This window comes from Sphingobacterium sp. 1.A.5 (assembly GCF_002734235.1).
Classification (GTDB): domain Bacteria; phylum Bacteroidota; class Bacteroidia; order Sphingobacteriales; family Sphingobacteriaceae; genus Sphingobacterium; species Sphingobacterium daejeonense.
The window spans coordinates 22,922-38,962 of record NZ_PEBA01000020.1 but is presented as its reverse complement, the minus strand read 5'-3'; the positions used below and the strand labels follow the sequence as shown (position 1 = coordinate 38,962).

The 16,041-nt window shown below is 36.0% G+C and carries 12 protein-coding genes and 1 tRNA gene; 4 read left to right on the top strand and 9 right to left on the bottom strand.

Translation table 11 applies throughout. From position 1 onward, the window contains the following. Positions 1-560 precede the first annotated feature (560 nt). From CRT24_RS10220 to CRT24_RS10205, 4 genes are all read right to left on the bottom strand, one after another. Positions 561-634: transfer RNA gene (locus CRT24_RS10220), tRNA-Ala, on the bottom strand. 36 nt (positions 635-670) lie between these two features. Further along, positions 671-2,572: a DUF3857 domain-containing protein gene (locus CRT24_RS10215; RefSeq protein ID WP_099371140.1), complete on the bottom strand. Its 1,902-nt coding sequence runs from the start codon at positions 2,570-2,572 to the stop codon at positions 671-673. Continuing rightward, positions 2,569-4,539 (bottom strand): DUF3857 domain-containing protein, encoded by a 1,971-nt coding sequence (locus CRT24_RS10210; protein ID WP_099371139.1) that lies wholly within the window; start codon positions 4,537-4,539, stop codon positions 2,569-2,571. Before CRT24_RS10210 ends, CRT24_RS10215 begins: the two co-directional genes overlap by 4 nt. Before the next feature lie 98 nt (positions 4,540-4,637). Next, entirely contained in the window at positions 4,638-6,410 is a 1,773-nt protein-coding gene (locus CRT24_RS10205) for an ABC transporter ATP-binding protein (RefSeq protein ID WP_099371138.1), read from the bottom strand. A 147-nt stretch (positions 6,411-6,557) separates the two neighbouring features. Between CRT24_RS10205 and CRT24_RS10200 the strand changes: the two genes are divergently transcribed. Genes CRT24_RS10200 through yajC form a run of 4 tightly spaced genes read left to right on the top strand, consistent with a single transcriptional unit; the run spans position 6,558 to position 9,422 of the window. Next, positions 6,558-7,628: a Glu/Leu/Phe/Val dehydrogenase gene (locus CRT24_RS10200; RefSeq protein ID WP_099371137.1), complete on the top strand. Its 1,071-nt coding sequence runs from the start codon at positions 6,558-6,560 to the stop codon at positions 7,626-7,628. Positions 7,629-7,675: 47 nt separating this feature from the next. Next, positions 7,676-8,626: a transcription antitermination factor NusB gene (nusB, locus tag CRT24_RS10195; protein WP_180269110.1), complete on the top strand. Its 951-nt coding sequence runs from the start codon at positions 7,676-7,678 to the stop codon at positions 8,624-8,626. Between the two features lie 10 nt (positions 8,627-8,636). Next, positions 8,637-9,080 carry a DUF1573 domain-containing protein gene (locus CRT24_RS10190; RefSeq protein ID WP_099371135.1) on the top strand — a complete coding sequence of 148 codons (444 nt, stop codon included), beginning with the start codon at positions 8,637-8,639 and terminating at the stop codon, positions 9,078-9,080. 27 nt (positions 9,081-9,107) lie between these two features. Then, the gene (gene yajC, locus CRT24_RS10185) at positions 9,108-9,422 is read left to right on the top strand and encodes a preprotein translocase subunit YajC (protein ID WP_099371134.1); all 315 of its coding nucleotides are present in this window, start codon (positions 9,108-9,110) and stop codon (positions 9,420-9,422) included. Between the two features lie 85 nt (positions 9,423-9,507). Here the strand turns inward: yajC and CRT24_RS10180 are convergent, their stop codons facing one another. Genes CRT24_RS10180 through CRT24_RS10160 form a run of 5 tightly spaced genes read right to left on the bottom strand, consistent with a single transcriptional unit; the run spans position 9,508 to position 16,041 of the window. Beyond that, positions 9,508-10,542 (bottom strand): PKD domain-containing protein, encoded by a 1,035-nt coding sequence (locus CRT24_RS10180; RefSeq protein WP_099371133.1) that lies wholly within the window; start codon positions 10,540-10,542, stop codon positions 9,508-9,510. Between the two features lie 21 nt (positions 10,543-10,563). Continuing rightward, positions 10,564-11,943, bottom strand: a complete 1,380-nt coding sequence (locus tag CRT24_RS10175; protein ID WP_144034549.1) for a DUF1735 domain-containing protein — start codon at positions 11,941-11,943, stop codon at positions 10,564-10,566. 11 nt (positions 11,944-11,954) lie between these two features. Next, entirely contained in the window at positions 11,955-13,673 is a 1,719-nt protein-coding gene (locus CRT24_RS10170) for a LamG-like jellyroll fold domain-containing protein (RefSeq protein ID WP_180269109.1), read from the bottom strand. Between the two features lie 9 nt (positions 13,674-13,682). Further along, on the bottom strand, positions 13,683-15,293 hold the full coding sequence (locus CRT24_RS10165) for a DUF5008 domain-containing protein (protein ID WP_180269108.1): 1,611 nt from the start codon (positions 15,291-15,293) through the stop codon (positions 13,683-13,685). 4 nt (positions 15,294-15,297) lie between these two features. Next, positions 15,298-16,041 carry a fasciclin domain-containing protein gene (locus tag CRT24_RS10160; protein WP_099371129.1) on the bottom strand — a complete coding sequence of 248 codons (744 nt, stop codon included), beginning with the start codon at positions 16,039-16,041 and terminating at the stop codon, positions 15,298-15,300.

The window sequence follows — 16,041 nt, the reverse complement described above, 5'->3', positions numbered from 1 at the left end:
GAAGAGCAGATTCCTATGGCATCCAAAATATGGAAATGCAGGGTGCAATGGCCATCTTCACGGTAAACTTGAAAAGAATCCTGAAATTGATCTAAAAAGGAGGAATATTACCTCAAAATCAATGGATTTGAGATTCTGAAAGTCTAAATAGCCACTCATGGTCGATTAAACCTTCAATAAAACCATTAAAAAACAAATTTTCAGAAATCCTTAGAACAAAAATGACCGAGTAAGATAAATCCTGTACTCAGTCATTTCTTTAAATCTCATTAAAAAGTTGAGACTTTTTCAGTGCCCTCGGAATTCCAGACGGGCTTTTTGTGTTTATAGATATTAGATATGAGATATGGGATATGAGATATGGGATATGAGATAACTTTTATAAGAAGTAGAGGTTTTATATTTCAAGTTGGTGAGGACAACCTTCTATGCGTGCAGATAAATTGGTCAGATTGCTCATTGACGACCTGCCTTTCAAATATCTCAAATCTCACATCCCACATCTCACATCTGATTAAATAAAAAAAGCAGAACCACGTTCTGCTATTTTTATTTAATCGTGGAGAATACCGGATTCGAACCGGTGGCCTCTTGCCTGCCAGGCAAGCGCTCTAGCCAACTGAGCTAATCCCCCAAATTGCAGCAAATATACTGCAATTTTAATAATGTATTATTTGAAAGCTAAATTATATTTTGTGCCATCCATCAGAGATACATCGAGCATAAACTTACTGAAGTCTGCATAACTTGAAGCAGGGTATGAACCTTCTTTAATCTGAAGTTTTCTATAGCAAACCATCTTACCATCTTTTATTTTGACAGTGAATTCGTAAGATGCCATAGGTACTTCCAATTTTTTGTTTGCAGGAACAATAACTGGCAATATATTATCAGGCAATTGAATTTCTGTTTCGTCAATGTCAGTATAACCCCGAGTAATCTTCACAATATTTGTGCGACTGCGATAATCGGGAATCGCACTGCTGCGGTTGAGGAAGTTTGGATAAACGGTGAAATTATCATTGTTCTTAATTCCAAAGTTGTCGGCCTCAATATTAAGGTCTTCTATCAAAGCTAATTTATCATTTTCTTCAATAGTATATTTGACCGTATTGAATTGGATTCTATTGACATCGTACTGTCTTTTCAACCTTTTTGTTTGCTCGTCCTTGATTTCTTTCATGTTATAAAAATGATTTTCAAATTGGGCACCAGAGAATTCTGTTCTGATATCACCAGTTATCTTTCCATCTTTATCCATTTTGAAAGTTCCTTTTCGATGTTGAAGGTTTTGGTCGTAAGAATATACCTCTGTGCGCATGATCTTTCCTCCATTCTCTGTTACAGCAAGGACCAATCTATCATCGGTGAAGTCTCCTAAATAACCGAAAGGGAGGTCTTGGCTAGTACATTCCAACCATGTTGTATCATTCTGAAAAGGTAAACATAGAATGATGTGGTTTCCATCTACCAGGTTTGCGAATTCAGGATCAACATCCATCTTTCTATTTCCAGCTTCTACAATGCAATAATAGGAAGGGATGTTCTCTACATCCAATAGAGCTTGCATGTAGTTTACCAATGCTTTACAATCTCCATAGCCCAATCGGTCCACATCTTTTGCTGGGAATGGTTCTTGACCACCAATACCAATCTGTATTGAAATATATCTCGTTTTTTTCTGCAGATATTCGTAAAGGGCTTTTGCTTTTTCACGGTCCGTAGTCAAGTCTTTACATATTTCCTTAACCTTTGCGACAGTAGCAGGAGGTAGTTCTCTTTTATCCTTTAATAATGCTGTATTCAGCCATTCTCCAAAAGAGTTCCAATCATTTACTTTTCCTTGATGTTTATAATATTCAAAGTTTTCAGGAACAACGAATACCCTCATTCCAGTTTCATGTCGGTTTGGGCTAAATTGTTCAGATCTTACAGCTTTAATATTCTCGATTTCCCAGTAATATGATTTTTGTTTGCCTTTCATCTCCTCTTTTCCGTCCTTAATTAAATTCTTCTTAAGGATTCGCAATTTATTGTCTGGTGCTGCCAAGATTTCATAGCTGCTCTTTTGTACTGATAAGTCTCCATAAAAATCTGGGCGCCACGAACTGATGAACAAAGTTTGATTGTGTCTTACTTCGTATTCATAGATAATGGTGTAAGGGTAAGAAGAAATATATGGGGAATAGGATTTTAGCCTTGTATTGGTAAACATTGTTCCTTCACTTGAGGCGCTGTAATCCTTGAAATCTTTGATTCCGAATTTCTTTATGCTCTTTCCATCTTCGTCCAAGATTTCCCCTTTTACGCTTTTAATCTGTTTTGATTTGTCATATCCAAGGATCATGTTAGCATAATCATCTCCGGAATTATTATGAACTGTAATAACCGACCTTACTGTTTCCACCATTTCACTTGGGCTGATAATGTTAAAGGTTCTTTGTTCTTCCCGAAAGGTTGCAGATGCCCTGCTCAATAGTTCTTTAGGGATGTTTGAAACCTCATATTGTGCAATGGCCAAATTACTACCCATTAAAATAAGGCTGCTGAATAAGATTAACTTTTTAATCATATCTTTTTAAATTGAAAATCTGTCATTTGCTGTTGAATGATCCTAGAAAAGAATTCCTTTAAGTGGAAGTATTCTTCAGGTGTAAATATAGCCTTGTTCAATGTTGTAGTTTGTTGTAACAATAGAATGTTGTTATCAAAAATTGACCTAAAAGTATATTTGGCGCTATTTTCAGGCAGGGTCATTGCCGAATCTTTGGGTTTGTTTGATAAGTTGAATCCTACAGGAACGGAAATGTTTATGTTAAAGACTTCAATTTGTGGGGCACCTAAATCTACCGGATAATTCCTTTCATCTAATTTAAATGGATTATTGGTAGTCCTATCATACATGATTGGGTTCAGAATAAAATTGTCGCCTCTATAATTATCACGCATATCCATTTCAAATTCCATTACTTCAATCAGAGATTTTTCAACTTCTTCCAAATTTTCGACTTTAGAACTCATTAAACGTATACTTGATACACCTTCTACCAATTTTTCTTCATATTCTTCAAAGGTGTTATAGGAGTCGATTTCACTTCTTTTGATCAATGCGTCGAGGCCATTGTATTGAGCACGTATAGTACCTTTCATTTTACCTGTTGAGTCTAATTTAGCCATAATGTTATAGCTTTTCTTGGACGGTACAGCGTTTGCAAGCGTGACCCAATCAGATTGATTTTTAGAGAATATAACCCTTCCTCTGTCATTGATTGAACTAAGAGATAATTCACCAAATGGAAGGAATTTTTTAGATGCATCCAATAAATAATCTTTGCCATCTATTTTAGCCATACAGATTACAGCATTGAAATCTGTCATTACTGGAAAAATATAACTTGGAATTCCATTGTTACGAGTAGAAATAATAACGGGATAAGCCTCCACTTCGGCAGCATTGAGCGCCGCCACTAACCCTAGGTTAATATCGGCAATATTACCTTTTTTGGTTTCCAGTGCTTTTTTGATGCCATTTTCTGCGAACTTTCCAAGGAAATCATTCCATACAATATTTTTTTGCAGATAATAATAGATAGATTTTGCTATATCTAATTTGTTATCTTTTCCTTCGATTATTCCTGGGAGTATATCCTTAAAGGCGCCTTTGTTTTTTATTTGTCCTCCAAAATCTTTTTCTTGCATCAGATCCATATCAATATCAGACCATTTTTTAGCATAATTGGTATGTGGTCCTGAGGGATCAAAATATGTACGTAGTTCAAAATTTATAGAACTGATGAAATTTACAGGTGCTAGCATATAATCTTCATCCTTAAATGCTGGCACATTTTTCATGATGTAGGTCATTCTAGAACAATCCTGTCTGACTCCATTCAGTACAAAATGTTTGTTCAGCACTGATGATTTTTGATCAGCGAGTGGATAATATCCTTTCAGGTTGACATTATATTCAAAAGAGGATGGAATAACAGCTACATATTCACTGTGCAAGACAGGATATTCAGATTGGAAATACCAGGATCGAAATGTTCTGACTGCAGGAGAGATAATGGTATAAGAATATTCAATGATTGAATTATCTTTTATGTTGGGAAGTGTGAATTTGAGTTTCTCGGAATACGGAGATACCTTATCAGTGAATATTGCTTCTTTTTTCAATTCATCTGTTTGTAGATTTCCTTTTTCAAAATTCAAGGTCTTGCCTTTAATTTCCCGGACATATTCCATGTCACTACCATACTTATAAAGAGGGATTTCTATATTGGCTGCATCTACACCATCTTTGTCCAGTATTTTTTTTCGGACAAAGACTTTAGTGACTACCATGAGTCCTCGATTAGCTTCGATTACTTCAAGTTCGGTTCTACCATGTTCATGTAAAACGATTGCATGTGCAGATGTATCGATCTGCTTGTGGTCCGTAGAGAATAAGCCCAAGTCCAACTTAGGGAGCGGATTGTCCTGTGCGTATCCCATTAGGTTTGCACATACCATGCAAAGACCCAATAAAATAGATTTCATAATGATTTGGTAATAATTTTAGTCAAATGTAAATATTTTACATCTGATTTAACTATGGCCAAATCAAATTATTTTGATAAATATTTATAAGGTAAATTTTAAGCTTCCAACAATTGTTTTTCGTATAATGATGCGTATTCCCTGCCCATCGCCAACAGTTGTTCATGGGTGCCTTCTTCAATGATTTTTCCATCATCCAAGACAATGATATGGTCCGCATTTTTTATGGTTGAAATCCTGTGCGCTATGATGATGGAAGTTTTACCTTCCATAATTTTGCTTAGGTTATGTAATATTTCTTCTTCAGTTTTGGTATCTACTGCAGAAAGACAATCGTCAAACATTAATATTTTCGGATCTTTCACCAGCGCCCTAGCGATGGAGACTCTTTGTTTTTGTCCGCCTGATAGGGTTATTCCGCGTTCTCCAATATGGGTTTCGAAACCTTCGTCAAATCCGAGGATATTGTCGTATACAACAGCATCTTTGGCCGCTTGTTCTACTCTTTGTATATCCACAGCATCTAATCCAAAGGCGATGTTGCGTGCTATCGTGTCAGAAAATAAAAATACCTGTTGAGGGACGAATCCAATCTGTTCACGTAATGATTCCAAATTAAAATCTTTTATGTTATGGTTATCATAAAGGATTTCACCTTGATCTACATCAAACATTCGCATCAATAAATTTGCTAATGTTGATTTTCCAGATCCTGTTCTTCCTATAATTGCCATGGTCTGTCCTGCAGGAATATGGAAACTTACATTGTCTATTGCTTTTATTCCAGTATCAGGATAGGTGAAAGAGACATTCTTTAATTTTATATCACCTCTCAATTCGATTTCTAAGTTTCCTTCTTTAATTTCTGATTTTGTATTCAGGAACTCGTTTATACGTTTCTGTGATGCTGCAGCTCTCTGTACTAGAGACGTAACCCAAGCTAAGGACATAGCAGGGAATGTCAACTGATTTACATAGATAATAAATTCGGCAATATTTCCTGCTGTGATGTTTCCGTCCTGCACTTCAAGTCCCCCTACATAAACAGTAAGAATGGTGCTGAAACCAATCAAGAAAATTATTAATGGAAAAAATATGGCTTGAACCCTAACTAGATTTAAGTTGATATCCTTATAGCGATCACTCTCCATCTTGAAATTTTTCATTTTGTCCTGCTCACGCGTATAGGTTTTTACTACGCGGATTCCGGAAAATGTTTCCTGGACAAAAGAAGAAAGATGTGATAACTGTCTTTGGATCCTTTCACTTCTTCTATTAATGACCTTGTTGACAAATAATATAATGACAGAAATAATAGGTATGGGTAGGAGTGAGTATGTCGCTAATGTTGCATTAACATTATACATGGCGTAAATGATCATTATTGACAATACAACTGTATTGATGGCATACATAATTGCGGGCCCCAAATAATTTCGTACTTGATTGACATCTTCAGTAGCTCTGTTCATTAAATCTCCGGTGTTGTTTTTGCGATAAAAGGCAAAATCCAACTGTTGGTAGTGCTGGTAGATTTCATTTTTTATGTCATACTCAATATGTCGAGAGGTCAAGATCAATGTTTGGCGCATCATGAAGAGGAATATTCCTCTTAAAAGTGCCAATACCAATACTACGATACCGAAGAAGAGCAGACTTTTACTGAAGACCTCATAGATGATTGATTGTCGATCAAACCCGTCGTAGAGTCTATAAAGATCAATGTTTTCTTTTACTAGGTCGAAGGCTTCACGGATTACTTGTGCAGGTAGAATTCCGAAGTAATTCGAGATAATAACGAATATCACACCAGGTATAATTCGCCAACGGTATTTATAGAAAAATTTATTGAGGTATGATAGTTCCTTCATTTCAACAAAAATAATGGATAATTTTCAATAAACTAGGGGTTAAAGTTGTGATAATGTCAATAGTTTGTTTCAAATCGAATATTTTACGGCTTTTCACTAAAGAACTAAATAATTTACTAATTTTGTACCTGTTAATTTTGTTTGTTTATGCAAAGAGATTCTACCTCGTTATTTGACTTGATGCGCGTTTCTGACCATCAAAATATCTTCATTTGTAATGATAAGGAAGTCGGTTTGAAGGCTATTGTGGCTATTCACGACACTACTTTAGGTCCTGCTATTGGCGGGGTCCGTATGTTGCCGTATGCTACTGAGGCCGAAGCCATCGAAGATGCGCTACGTTTGTCAAAAGCTATCACCTATAAAGCTTCCCTTGCAGGACTTAATCTAGGTGGAGGTAGTGCTATTATTATCGGAAACAACAGAACTGAGAAATCAGAAGTTCTCATGCGTCGATTCGGTAGGTTTATCAATGGTTTGAACGGTAATTTTATCGCTTCTATCGATGTTGGTACGACTCAAAAAGACTTAGAATACATTCATGCAGAGACAGATTATGTTGCAGGCTTACCAACTTCTTTGAATGGCTCTGGTGATACGACGGTATTTGCTGCTAAAGGAGTATATTATGGTATCAAAGCGGCGATCAAAGAATTATACGGAGATGATAACTTGGCTGGCCGTAAAATTGCAGTTCAGGGTGTCGGTAGCGTAGGGGAGCACTTAGTTTCCTTATTGCGTGCTGAGAATGCTAGAGTTTATGTTTCAGACATGACCGAAGAGCGTAAGATGAAAATCGCAGCTAAATATAAAGCTGAACCTATTACTTATTCGACTAGTTTTGAGCTAGATGCAGATGTATATGCACCTTGTGCCTTGGGAGGTACAGTAAATCCAGATACGGTTCCGCGTATGCGTTGTAAGATTATTGCAGGTTCTGCAAACAACCAATTATTGGAAGAAGAAAAAACGGTAGAATTATTAAAGGAAAACAATATTCTTTATACGCCTGATTTCTTGATCAATGCGGGAGCTTTGATCAGTTGTTTTTCGGAATTGGAAGGTTACGGTGCTGATCGCACAGATCACCTTATCCGTTATATTTATACAGCGACAAGACACGTTATCCAAAAATCAAAAGAAGAAAATATTTCTACTCATCAAGCCGCTAAAGAATTAGCTGAAAAGCGTATTCAGGACATGAAGAAATTAAAATAAATAGTATAATATCGTTCTTTATTAAATATTCGTTCTTTCATTAAATTATGCTAAATAGAAGACACCTTCGGGTAAAGGTCATGCAGACATTGTATGCCTACAGCTTGTCAGAAGACAAAAACATCGTGAATTTTGAGAAAAGTCTTCTCAAAAGTGTTGAAGAAGTTGATGAGATGTATATCTGGACACTAAATCTACTGGATGAAGTGGCTGAATACGTACTTATCGATGTGGAAGGTATTGCCAATAAGTGGATACCTTCGGATAAAGACAAAAACTTTACCTCAACAAAGCTAAACAGTAATACTTTTATTGATTCTCTGAGACAAAACAGGGAATATTTGGAAAAAGTAAAGAGATACAAAGTAGATTGGAACTATGATCCTGAGATTGTTCGTTCGATTTATTCTCAATTAAAAGATTCTGAAGCCTATTTAGAATACCTGAACCTTGAAGATCGTTCTATTTCAGCAGAAAAAGACATCATCAAGTATATCTTTAAGAAAATTATCCTTAAATCTCCTGATATTGAACAAGCCCTTGATGAGCGTTTCATCAACTGGCAAGTAGATAAGGAGGTCTTACAGGCAATGATTGCCAAGACTTTCAAAAATTTCAGCTCTGAGGTTCCGGCAAAAAACAAATTGGCGGATCTTACCCCTAGCTGGATTGAAGACAAGGATTTCATTATCGATCTTTTAAAGTTAACGATCAAGTATGGTGATGAATACCAAGATTTGATTGCTGCTAAAACCAAGAACTGGGAATCAGACCGTATTGCTTTGGTGGATAACTTATTGATGAGAATGGCAATCACTGAATTGATTAATTTCCCTACAATCCCTGTAAAGGTTACGATTAACGAATATATCGAGCTTTCTAAGTCTTTCAGTACACTAAAAAGTAGTACCTTTATAAATGGTATCTTAGATAAGATTCTTGCCGACCTTACTTCACAAAGGAGAATCAAGAAAGAGGGTCGAGGATTGATCGCATAAACTTGTAAAAATGAAGAAACTAATTTTAACGTGCCTTTCGGCAACAGTATTCTTCGCTTCTTGTAACCAAGGGGCTAAAAATTCTGAAGGAAATACAACAGAAAACACGACTTCAGCAACAGCTGATAGTAATGACGGAATTGGGAAAATGGATTTTAAAGAAACTGTTTATGACTTCGGAAATATCAAAGAAGGAGAGGTCGTGAAGCATGTTTTTAAGTTCGAGAATACAGGAACTAGTCCGGTGATCTTGTCACAAGTTTCTGCGAGTTGCGGTTGTACAACGCCTACTTATACAACTACTCCGATTTTACCAGGAAAAGAAGGTGAAATAACCGTAGAATTCAATAGTGCAGGTCAGGTTGGCCAACAACAGAAAATTATTACAATTGCTTCAAATGCAGAGTCAAACATTACAACAGTTCAATTGAAAGGTACTGTCGAAGCAATCTAAAAGTAAACTATAAATTATAATATACAGATGATTTCAACAATTTTATTACAGGCAGGAGGAAGTGGATTTACTCAACTTATTCCTATGGTATTGATCATTGTGGTTTTCTATTTCTTTATGATTAGACCACAAATGAAGAAGCAAAAAGAACACAAAAAATATATCGAAGAAATAGGTGTTAACTCAAGAGTTGTAACTACAGCTGGTATCCATGGCCGTATCGTAGAGGTTAGCGACAAGACTTTCCTAGTAGATGTTGGTAACGGTGTTAAAATCCGTTTTGACAAAACTGCTATTTCTTTGGAAGCTTCAAAAGCTTTGAATACTACAGAAGTTAAATAGTATTTAGTAGAAAGTATTTAGTATTTAGACTGAGTACGGTAAAAGATAAGAGCTGCAAACCTGCAGCTCTTTTTTTATGGATCTTTTATTGTGGAATTTCTAGTATTCTTACTTCTGACATTTGGAAGTTGCTTCCACCATTTAATTCTAGCATGGAGAATCTATAATAGTTGTAAGGCACTTTGTTAGTAAATAAGAAAGTTCTTGAAAGTCTTCTTGATTCCCAGAACTCTTCAGAGCGTTCATCAATTTTCACCCATGTATCTCCATCGATTGAACCTTCTACAATCCAACGCTTAGGATCACGGTCAGGAGCATCGTTTCCCGAGGTCATGCTATATCCATTGACAATTTGAGGCGCATCAAAAGTGAAAGTCCATTTCATATTTCCATTTACCCCACCAACGAATAATTTAGTTGTGATATCTCCATCAATCATTTTTTTAGATCCCTCTCCAGCATCTGGTCCGCCACTGTTTTCGTGAGAAACTGAGAATGAATTTTCAAAAGTCGTAACATCTTTAATCAAGCCCAATTCTGAAACAAAGAGATTCAAAGCTGCTTCCGAACCTTTTGAGGTTGTCAATTTCAACTGAACTTCTTTAAATGCACCGGGTTCAAATTCAAGGTCTATAGTTTTCTCCGAACTCAAAACAGGGGAGTTATTGTTATAGCCATCTTTCCATTCGGTCTTACTAACAGCCATTGGAGTTTCGAACGAAAGGTTTAGTTTTCCAGATCCTACTGTTTTGGTATTGACCTTAATTAAGTTTGCTGCTGATATACGTATTGTTTCTTCGCGCTGAGCCCAATAACCATCACCATTTAAGGCAATCATCTTGACAACATAAGTTCCTGTATTCAGGAAAGTATGGGTAGGAGCCACCGTTGAAGAAGTACTATCATCTCCAAAAGACCATCTAGTTTCTTTGTAATTCGTGGCTTTATTGTCGAATTTATAAGTAAATGGGTCATTCTGGTTCACCAATGCAAATGTAAAAGCAGCAGTTGGTTTTGGTTCCGTTTCAATTATTTCCGGAACACCTTCATCATCTTTCTTACAGGAACTGAACAACAGTACAAATAAGAAACAGACATATACATATTTAGTTAAATTCATAATTTCTAATTCTAGGTTTTGTTAAGGAATTCTGACCATTCTCCATTCAGACATTTGGAACAAACTACTGCTTCTAGTTCTTTCGATGTGTAGTTTGAACTGTTTGTATGCTTTCGGGAATTCAATATTGAATCTTTTGGTTTCGTTTCTGGCGTTGAATACTTCCGTTCTGCGAGTATCCAATGCTTCCCAAGTTGTTCCATCATTTGATCCATATAGAACCCATTCTGCTGGATCTCTTTCTGGTGCGTCATTTCCTGAGGTAAGGGTGTAAGCACCAATTTTTTGAGCCTCGGTGTACACTAATTTTGCTTCCAAGTCTACAAAATCTCCTAAAAGAAACTTAGAGTTGTAATTGCCATCTATTAATTTAGGAGAATTCTCATTTGCATTGCTAGTATTATCTCTACTCACGGAGAACACTGCATCATTGGTCACATCAACTTCAACTACATTTTCTGAATCAATAAGTAGGATGCTATAGTTTTTCGTTGGATTGATTACATGTAAGGTAGAGTTGGTTAATTCCACCATCACTGCAAGTTTTTTGTCTAAATTCTGATTGATAACCGACCAAGGGACAGTTAGCTCCAAGCTAGAGGTTTTAGCATTGCTGGCGAATTGTACTTTATTTGTAATAGTGTATTGTTCAGGAGTAAGAGCAACAGTGTTTGCTGGTAATACTCCTGAACTGATTAGTTTAGCGATTGTGTCCGTTCTTGTTGCAACATCAACAGTAAATGCTGAGCCTGGAAAACTTGCCAGAGTGATACCTACTGGAATGGTTAGTCCAGATGATGAACTTTCATAGTTTACTTGGTTTTTTGCTTCCAAAACCATCCCCGCACCATTTATTAGCGAAAGAAAGTGAATATCTGATTCGGTGATCAAATCATTTACTTTTAAAATTATGACGCCTGTGGCATTGTTTTTATCGATCGCATTTCCTTTTCCAGCATTGGTAATATCATATCCAATCACTACATTTTTGCCGAAGTATTTTTCAATTTCTGTTCTTGTAATCGTGAGGCTAAAAACTGTTGAATCAGCTCCAAAATTTACTTTTGCACTATTTGGTAAATAAATAGATTCAGCTTTAACAGCTATATAATTACTGCCAAGATTTTTTGATTTGATATGGTCAGCAGCTGCTTTTTGGTTTACGGCAAGGTTTACATCAAAAGCCTTTGTCGCTGGAGTGCTCAGTTTTATGCTTACAGGCACTGTAACTTGCTCATTGGTTTTCGTAATTCCACCTGCAATGTCCCCCGAGCCGACGGTCGTTGCTGAACCTGGCTTAATACTGAAATCTTCCAATGCCGTATCCTTACAACTAATTAAGGTTAAGCAGCAAAGAATAGGTATGTATATATACTTGAATAATTTAAACATGGTCTTCATAATCTATAGGTTTATTTATCGATCCACACACGTCCGTCCAATCCCCAGCTTAACTGTCTAGGAACCTTTAACCAACTTATAATCTGAGTAGGTATATCAATATTTCTAGGTACTGCCGCACTCAACACTTCAGATGAAGGCGCACAGATAAAATCATTGAGATTGGTAATAGGGTAGTCTCCATGTGTCTTTAGGTGAGCTCCCAACGGTCCTTCATCTCTTAGCATACTACCATCTTTACTATTCATTGGATAATAAGCTACTAAATCAGCAAAATTTGGATGGTTTTCTTCGACACCAATTTCACAGCTATATTGTTTGACAGTTTCTGGAGACAGTGTTGCTTGCCATATCTTTACATCAGCTAGATATGCATCGGATCTCCATCCTTCAAATGTTTCCAAGAAACCGATTCTAAATCTTGCTGAAGAGGTAATTGATCCCCATCCTGTAATATCGGCTTCCTTGGAAAGTTCTCCATTGGTAAACAATTTGACCGTTCTTTTGCCATCCACTGTTTGTCCGGTAATAGCAATGGAGTTCCATGTTCCTCGGTTGAGGTTTTTGTCTGCTTTTACCTCACCAGTTCCGCTATCACCACGTGCGTTGAAAATCCAGGATTCACCAGCAAGGTGAATTACCCAGCCGATACCTTCCGGATCTTCACCCCAACCCCCTTGAAAGTGCTTGCGCTTTCCGATGATTGAAGGATAGGAGAAGGAATAGTTATTGTCGCGGCCTTTGTTTTTCTTGATCTTAATTTCTATGGTGAAATCTTTTTTGTCGAGGTTGAAATACTTGTTTTCTCCAGAGTCTAATTGTGCATAATTTTCTCTTTCAAATCGCATGAAATCACCGATATATTTATTTCCAATAAATGGTTTTCCAATAAATTTGGTTGAATATTTTGGGGAATAAATAATTGTAAAGGTATTTAGTGCAGCATTGCTGAATATAGTATTGTCATTTTGATTTGCAGGGATCTCATATTCTCCGCCTTGGCTAGAGGTTATGATTACCATCCAATTTTCTTTGGCATAGTTTGGTCTAGCTTCCAAAGCTTTGATCATTTGGCCAACTTGTCCATCGAATTTTTCGATTGCAGCTTTATATGCTGGTTTAGAAACATCATAACCACCAGCTTTACCTGCAGCATCTACTGCTGTGAAATGACCTGTTATAAAAGATAGTTTTTCATCTTTTAAATCTGTTAATACTTTGGCGGTAACATCATCATCATTGGATGCTTTTTGAGCTTTGGTATTTGCGCCAAATGTTTCCAAAAATACAGCATTAGGGCTGATCATGCTCATTTTGATGGTATCCCCGGAACTTTCCTTGATTCTTTCAGGCAATAAGGGGTAGGCATCGAATTTATTGTTCTCTAAATTATTGTCTCGAACCCCATGTTTAGTGTAGTTGACACCTGTAAACATATTTGCCCAATTGGAAGTTATTCCTGAAGCATTTTCTTCACTTAAAGATACCCAGGAATAAATGGAGTGGGGCAGTATGGCATTGATATTTGTGATATTGGATGTTCTAACTGATTCTCCACGAGCACCATCTACTATTAGTAATAGCACTTTAGGTGTTCCATAGATTACATCTACTGAATCTGAATTGTTTTCTGGGATAACTTTGCTGAATTCCTCTTGACAAGAGACCAGATTTAGGCCCAGTATGGTCAGCACTATGGCTGATATCGAATTTAAAATACGTTTCTTCATAATTGGCATTTATTCAATTGTTATTCTGGTAATTCCCCTGGCATCGACATTATCAAACTTAGTAAAATCGCCTAACAGTAATAAAGCTCTTTTTCCATCGTCAGATTGTGTTTCGATTATATTTGTGATGTATCCATTGACTAAACCAGTATTATTCATTCCTTTTACAAGATCTCCTGCAGAATCCAGAATCATAAAATTGGATCTAGAGATATTATTGTATGAGTTGAAAATTCCTGAAACAGCAATAAGACCATCATCCATCAATAACCCGTAGCTTAAATTCACATTATCTCCGAAAGATTTCACTTTAAAGTTGCTGTCGACAGAGCCATTGGTGTTTAACATGATTATATTTGCTGATGTTACATTATTGAAAGTTTTAAATTCCCCAGTAACCAAATATTTTCCTAATTTTTCATTATAGGAGACGCTTTTAACTGTATAACTAGCACCACTTCCGACATTAAAAGTTTTATCTACAGTTCCGTCTGCATTTAGTCTGACTATATATCCTGCGGGGGAATCATCAAATCGTGTAAATTTCCCAAATATTACTGTTTTCCCTTTTTGGGTTCCAGTTTTATGGTAATAGGCATTAACTGTTCCATTAGCACCTGCCAAGGCTTTTCCTGCAGTAAACCTAAAGGATTTATCTAATGTTCCATCAAGGTTTAACATTGCTACAGACCTAATTTCTGTACTATCTAGAATAATAGAATCTCTAGTTTCCATAAAATTAGGTTTTCCATAAATTCTGTTAATATGGAATCTGAAATCTCCAATTGCTAAAATTTTTCCATTATGTTCATATATATCTCTTATGGCGTTGTTAAATCCACCATTAAATTTTGGATAATATCTTATAGTATCAGGAAGGTGAGGGGGTCTAAATGGTTTTACAGCCATTGTATCAATTTGACCATTAATATATAGTCTAGTGATATTGGAAATATTATCTGTTCTCTGATCATAACCAGAGAATCCGCCAGCAATATAGTAAAAATTCTGAATTTGTATAATTGAGCTTAACCAACCCTGTACACCATTTCCAGCTCTAAATGAAGCGTCATATTCACCATTTCTGAAAGTTCTTACAATTCTGTTGGTGGGTTTGATATTACCTTTATTTTCATAGTTATTAAATCCACCTATAAATATTCTTTTGTCTTCCGTTGTGGTCAACATTTTATAAATTCCACCTCCAGTTGCACCATATTTAGCTTGCCAAGTAGGGTCTAATTTTACTTTACCTTGAACGGAGAAGTTTGGTCCATAAAAGATAACATCATCGATCATTATTGTGGTAATACCTGTACTAGCAAATTCAGGCACTTTTACTGTAATTTCTTGGTCTGTTATGGATACTATTTCTGCTTGTTGTCCATTAAAAGTAAATACAGCTTTATCTTTGTACGAGGATAATCCTGTGACTTTGATTTTAACTTGAGTTCCAGGTCCTCCAGTTTCAGGTGAAGGTTTTTGTGTCCTTTCTAGGACTACGCCCAGAGTAGGTTTTCCCTCCTGATAAGGTTCAGAATGAAGTTCTGTTTCTTTGGAGCATGAAAGTAACCCTAAGAATAATAAACCGAATAAAATGAATAAAATATGATTTTTCATAATTTTAGCGTTGGCTTTGTTTAACATCCTCCACAAAATCATTTGAATTAGGAGTTAATCCAAACCACGATTTTGTGTAATTAATAACATGAATAACTCCATTATTTGGTTGTATATCTGATGTTGAAATAGGGCAACTTATATAGACATCAGGTTCCGTGTAATCGTGGATATAGGACAACCAAATTTGTCTATATCCTCTATATTTTAATCTTGATATCTCATTTCCTGCATCATCAGTTTGTATTACATCATTAAACACAACTCCAATATTAGATACATATCCCGAATATGAGATATAATTTTGTCCAGGATAAGTTCCTTTAAGATCAAAATCAATTTGAGGGTAATCTTGCAATAAATTTTTCCCTTTGAACATGTATTTTAGTAAATGCTTTCTCCAAATCGACGGTTCAATTTCATCCAATGTTTTAATCGTATCTAAACCATCGGCAAATAAAGTTGGGTTTAATCTGTTTGTTATTAACGTTCTGATATTTCTGTCTGATGGTGCAAAAAATGTAAACTCTTCATTTTGAAAAGTTTCCTCTAAACCTGCTAATTTTATGACTTGAACAACAGAGTCAAACATTACTGGGTTTGTTTCCAAGTATTGTAGAATGCTGCCATCATATTTAGCTTGTGCCAATCCTCCATCTTCGTAATAATCATCTTTATTACAAGCTGTAAAAATTATGAGTCCTAAAAAGAAGAGCATTATTTGCTGGATTTTAAAAATTCTTTTCAT

Coding starts and splice junctions, on each gene's coding strand:
- CRT24_RS10190 (WP_099371135.1), top strand. CDS start 8,637: ATGAAGAAACTAATTTTAACGTGCCTTTCGGCAACAGTATTCTTCGCT.
- CRT24_RS10175 (WP_144034549.1), bottom strand. CDS start 11,943: ATGAAGACCATGTTTAAATTATTCAAGTATATATACATACCTATTCTT.
- CRT24_RS10180 (WP_099371133.1), bottom strand. CDS start 10,542: ATGAATTTAACTAAATATGTATATGTCTGTTTCTTATTTGTACTGTTG.
- CRT24_RS10165 (WP_180269108.1), bottom strand. CDS start 15,293: ATGAAAAATCATATTTTATTCATTTTATTCGGTTTATTATTCTTAGGG.
- CRT24_RS10170 (WP_180269109.1), bottom strand. CDS start 13,673: ATGAAGAAACGTATTTTAAATTCGATATCAGCCATAGTGCTGACCATA.
- CRT24_RS10200 (WP_099371137.1), top strand. CDS start 6,558: ATGCAAAGAGATTCTACCTCGTTATTTGACTTGATGCGCGTTTCTGAC.
- yajC (WP_099371134.1), top strand. CDS start 9,108: ATGATTTCAACAATTTTATTACAGGCAGGAGGAAGTGGATTTACTCAA.
- CRT24_RS10215 (WP_099371140.1), bottom strand. CDS start 2,572: ATGATTAAAAAGTTAATCTTATTCAGCAGCCTTATTTTAATGGGTAGT.
- CRT24_RS10210 (WP_099371139.1), bottom strand. CDS start 4,539: ATGAAATCTATTTTATTGGGTCTTTGCATGGTATGTGCAAACCTAATG.
- CRT24_RS10160 (WP_099371129.1), bottom strand. CDS start 16,041: ATGAAAAGAATTTTTAAAATCCAGCAAATAATGCTCTTCTTTTTAGGA.
- CRT24_RS10205 (WP_099371138.1), bottom strand. CDS start 6,410: ATGAAGGAACTATCATACCTCAATAAATTTTTCTATAAATACCGTTGG.
- nusB (WP_180269110.1), top strand. CDS start 7,676: ATGCTAAATAGAAGACACCTTCGGGTAAAGGTCATGCAGACATTGTAT.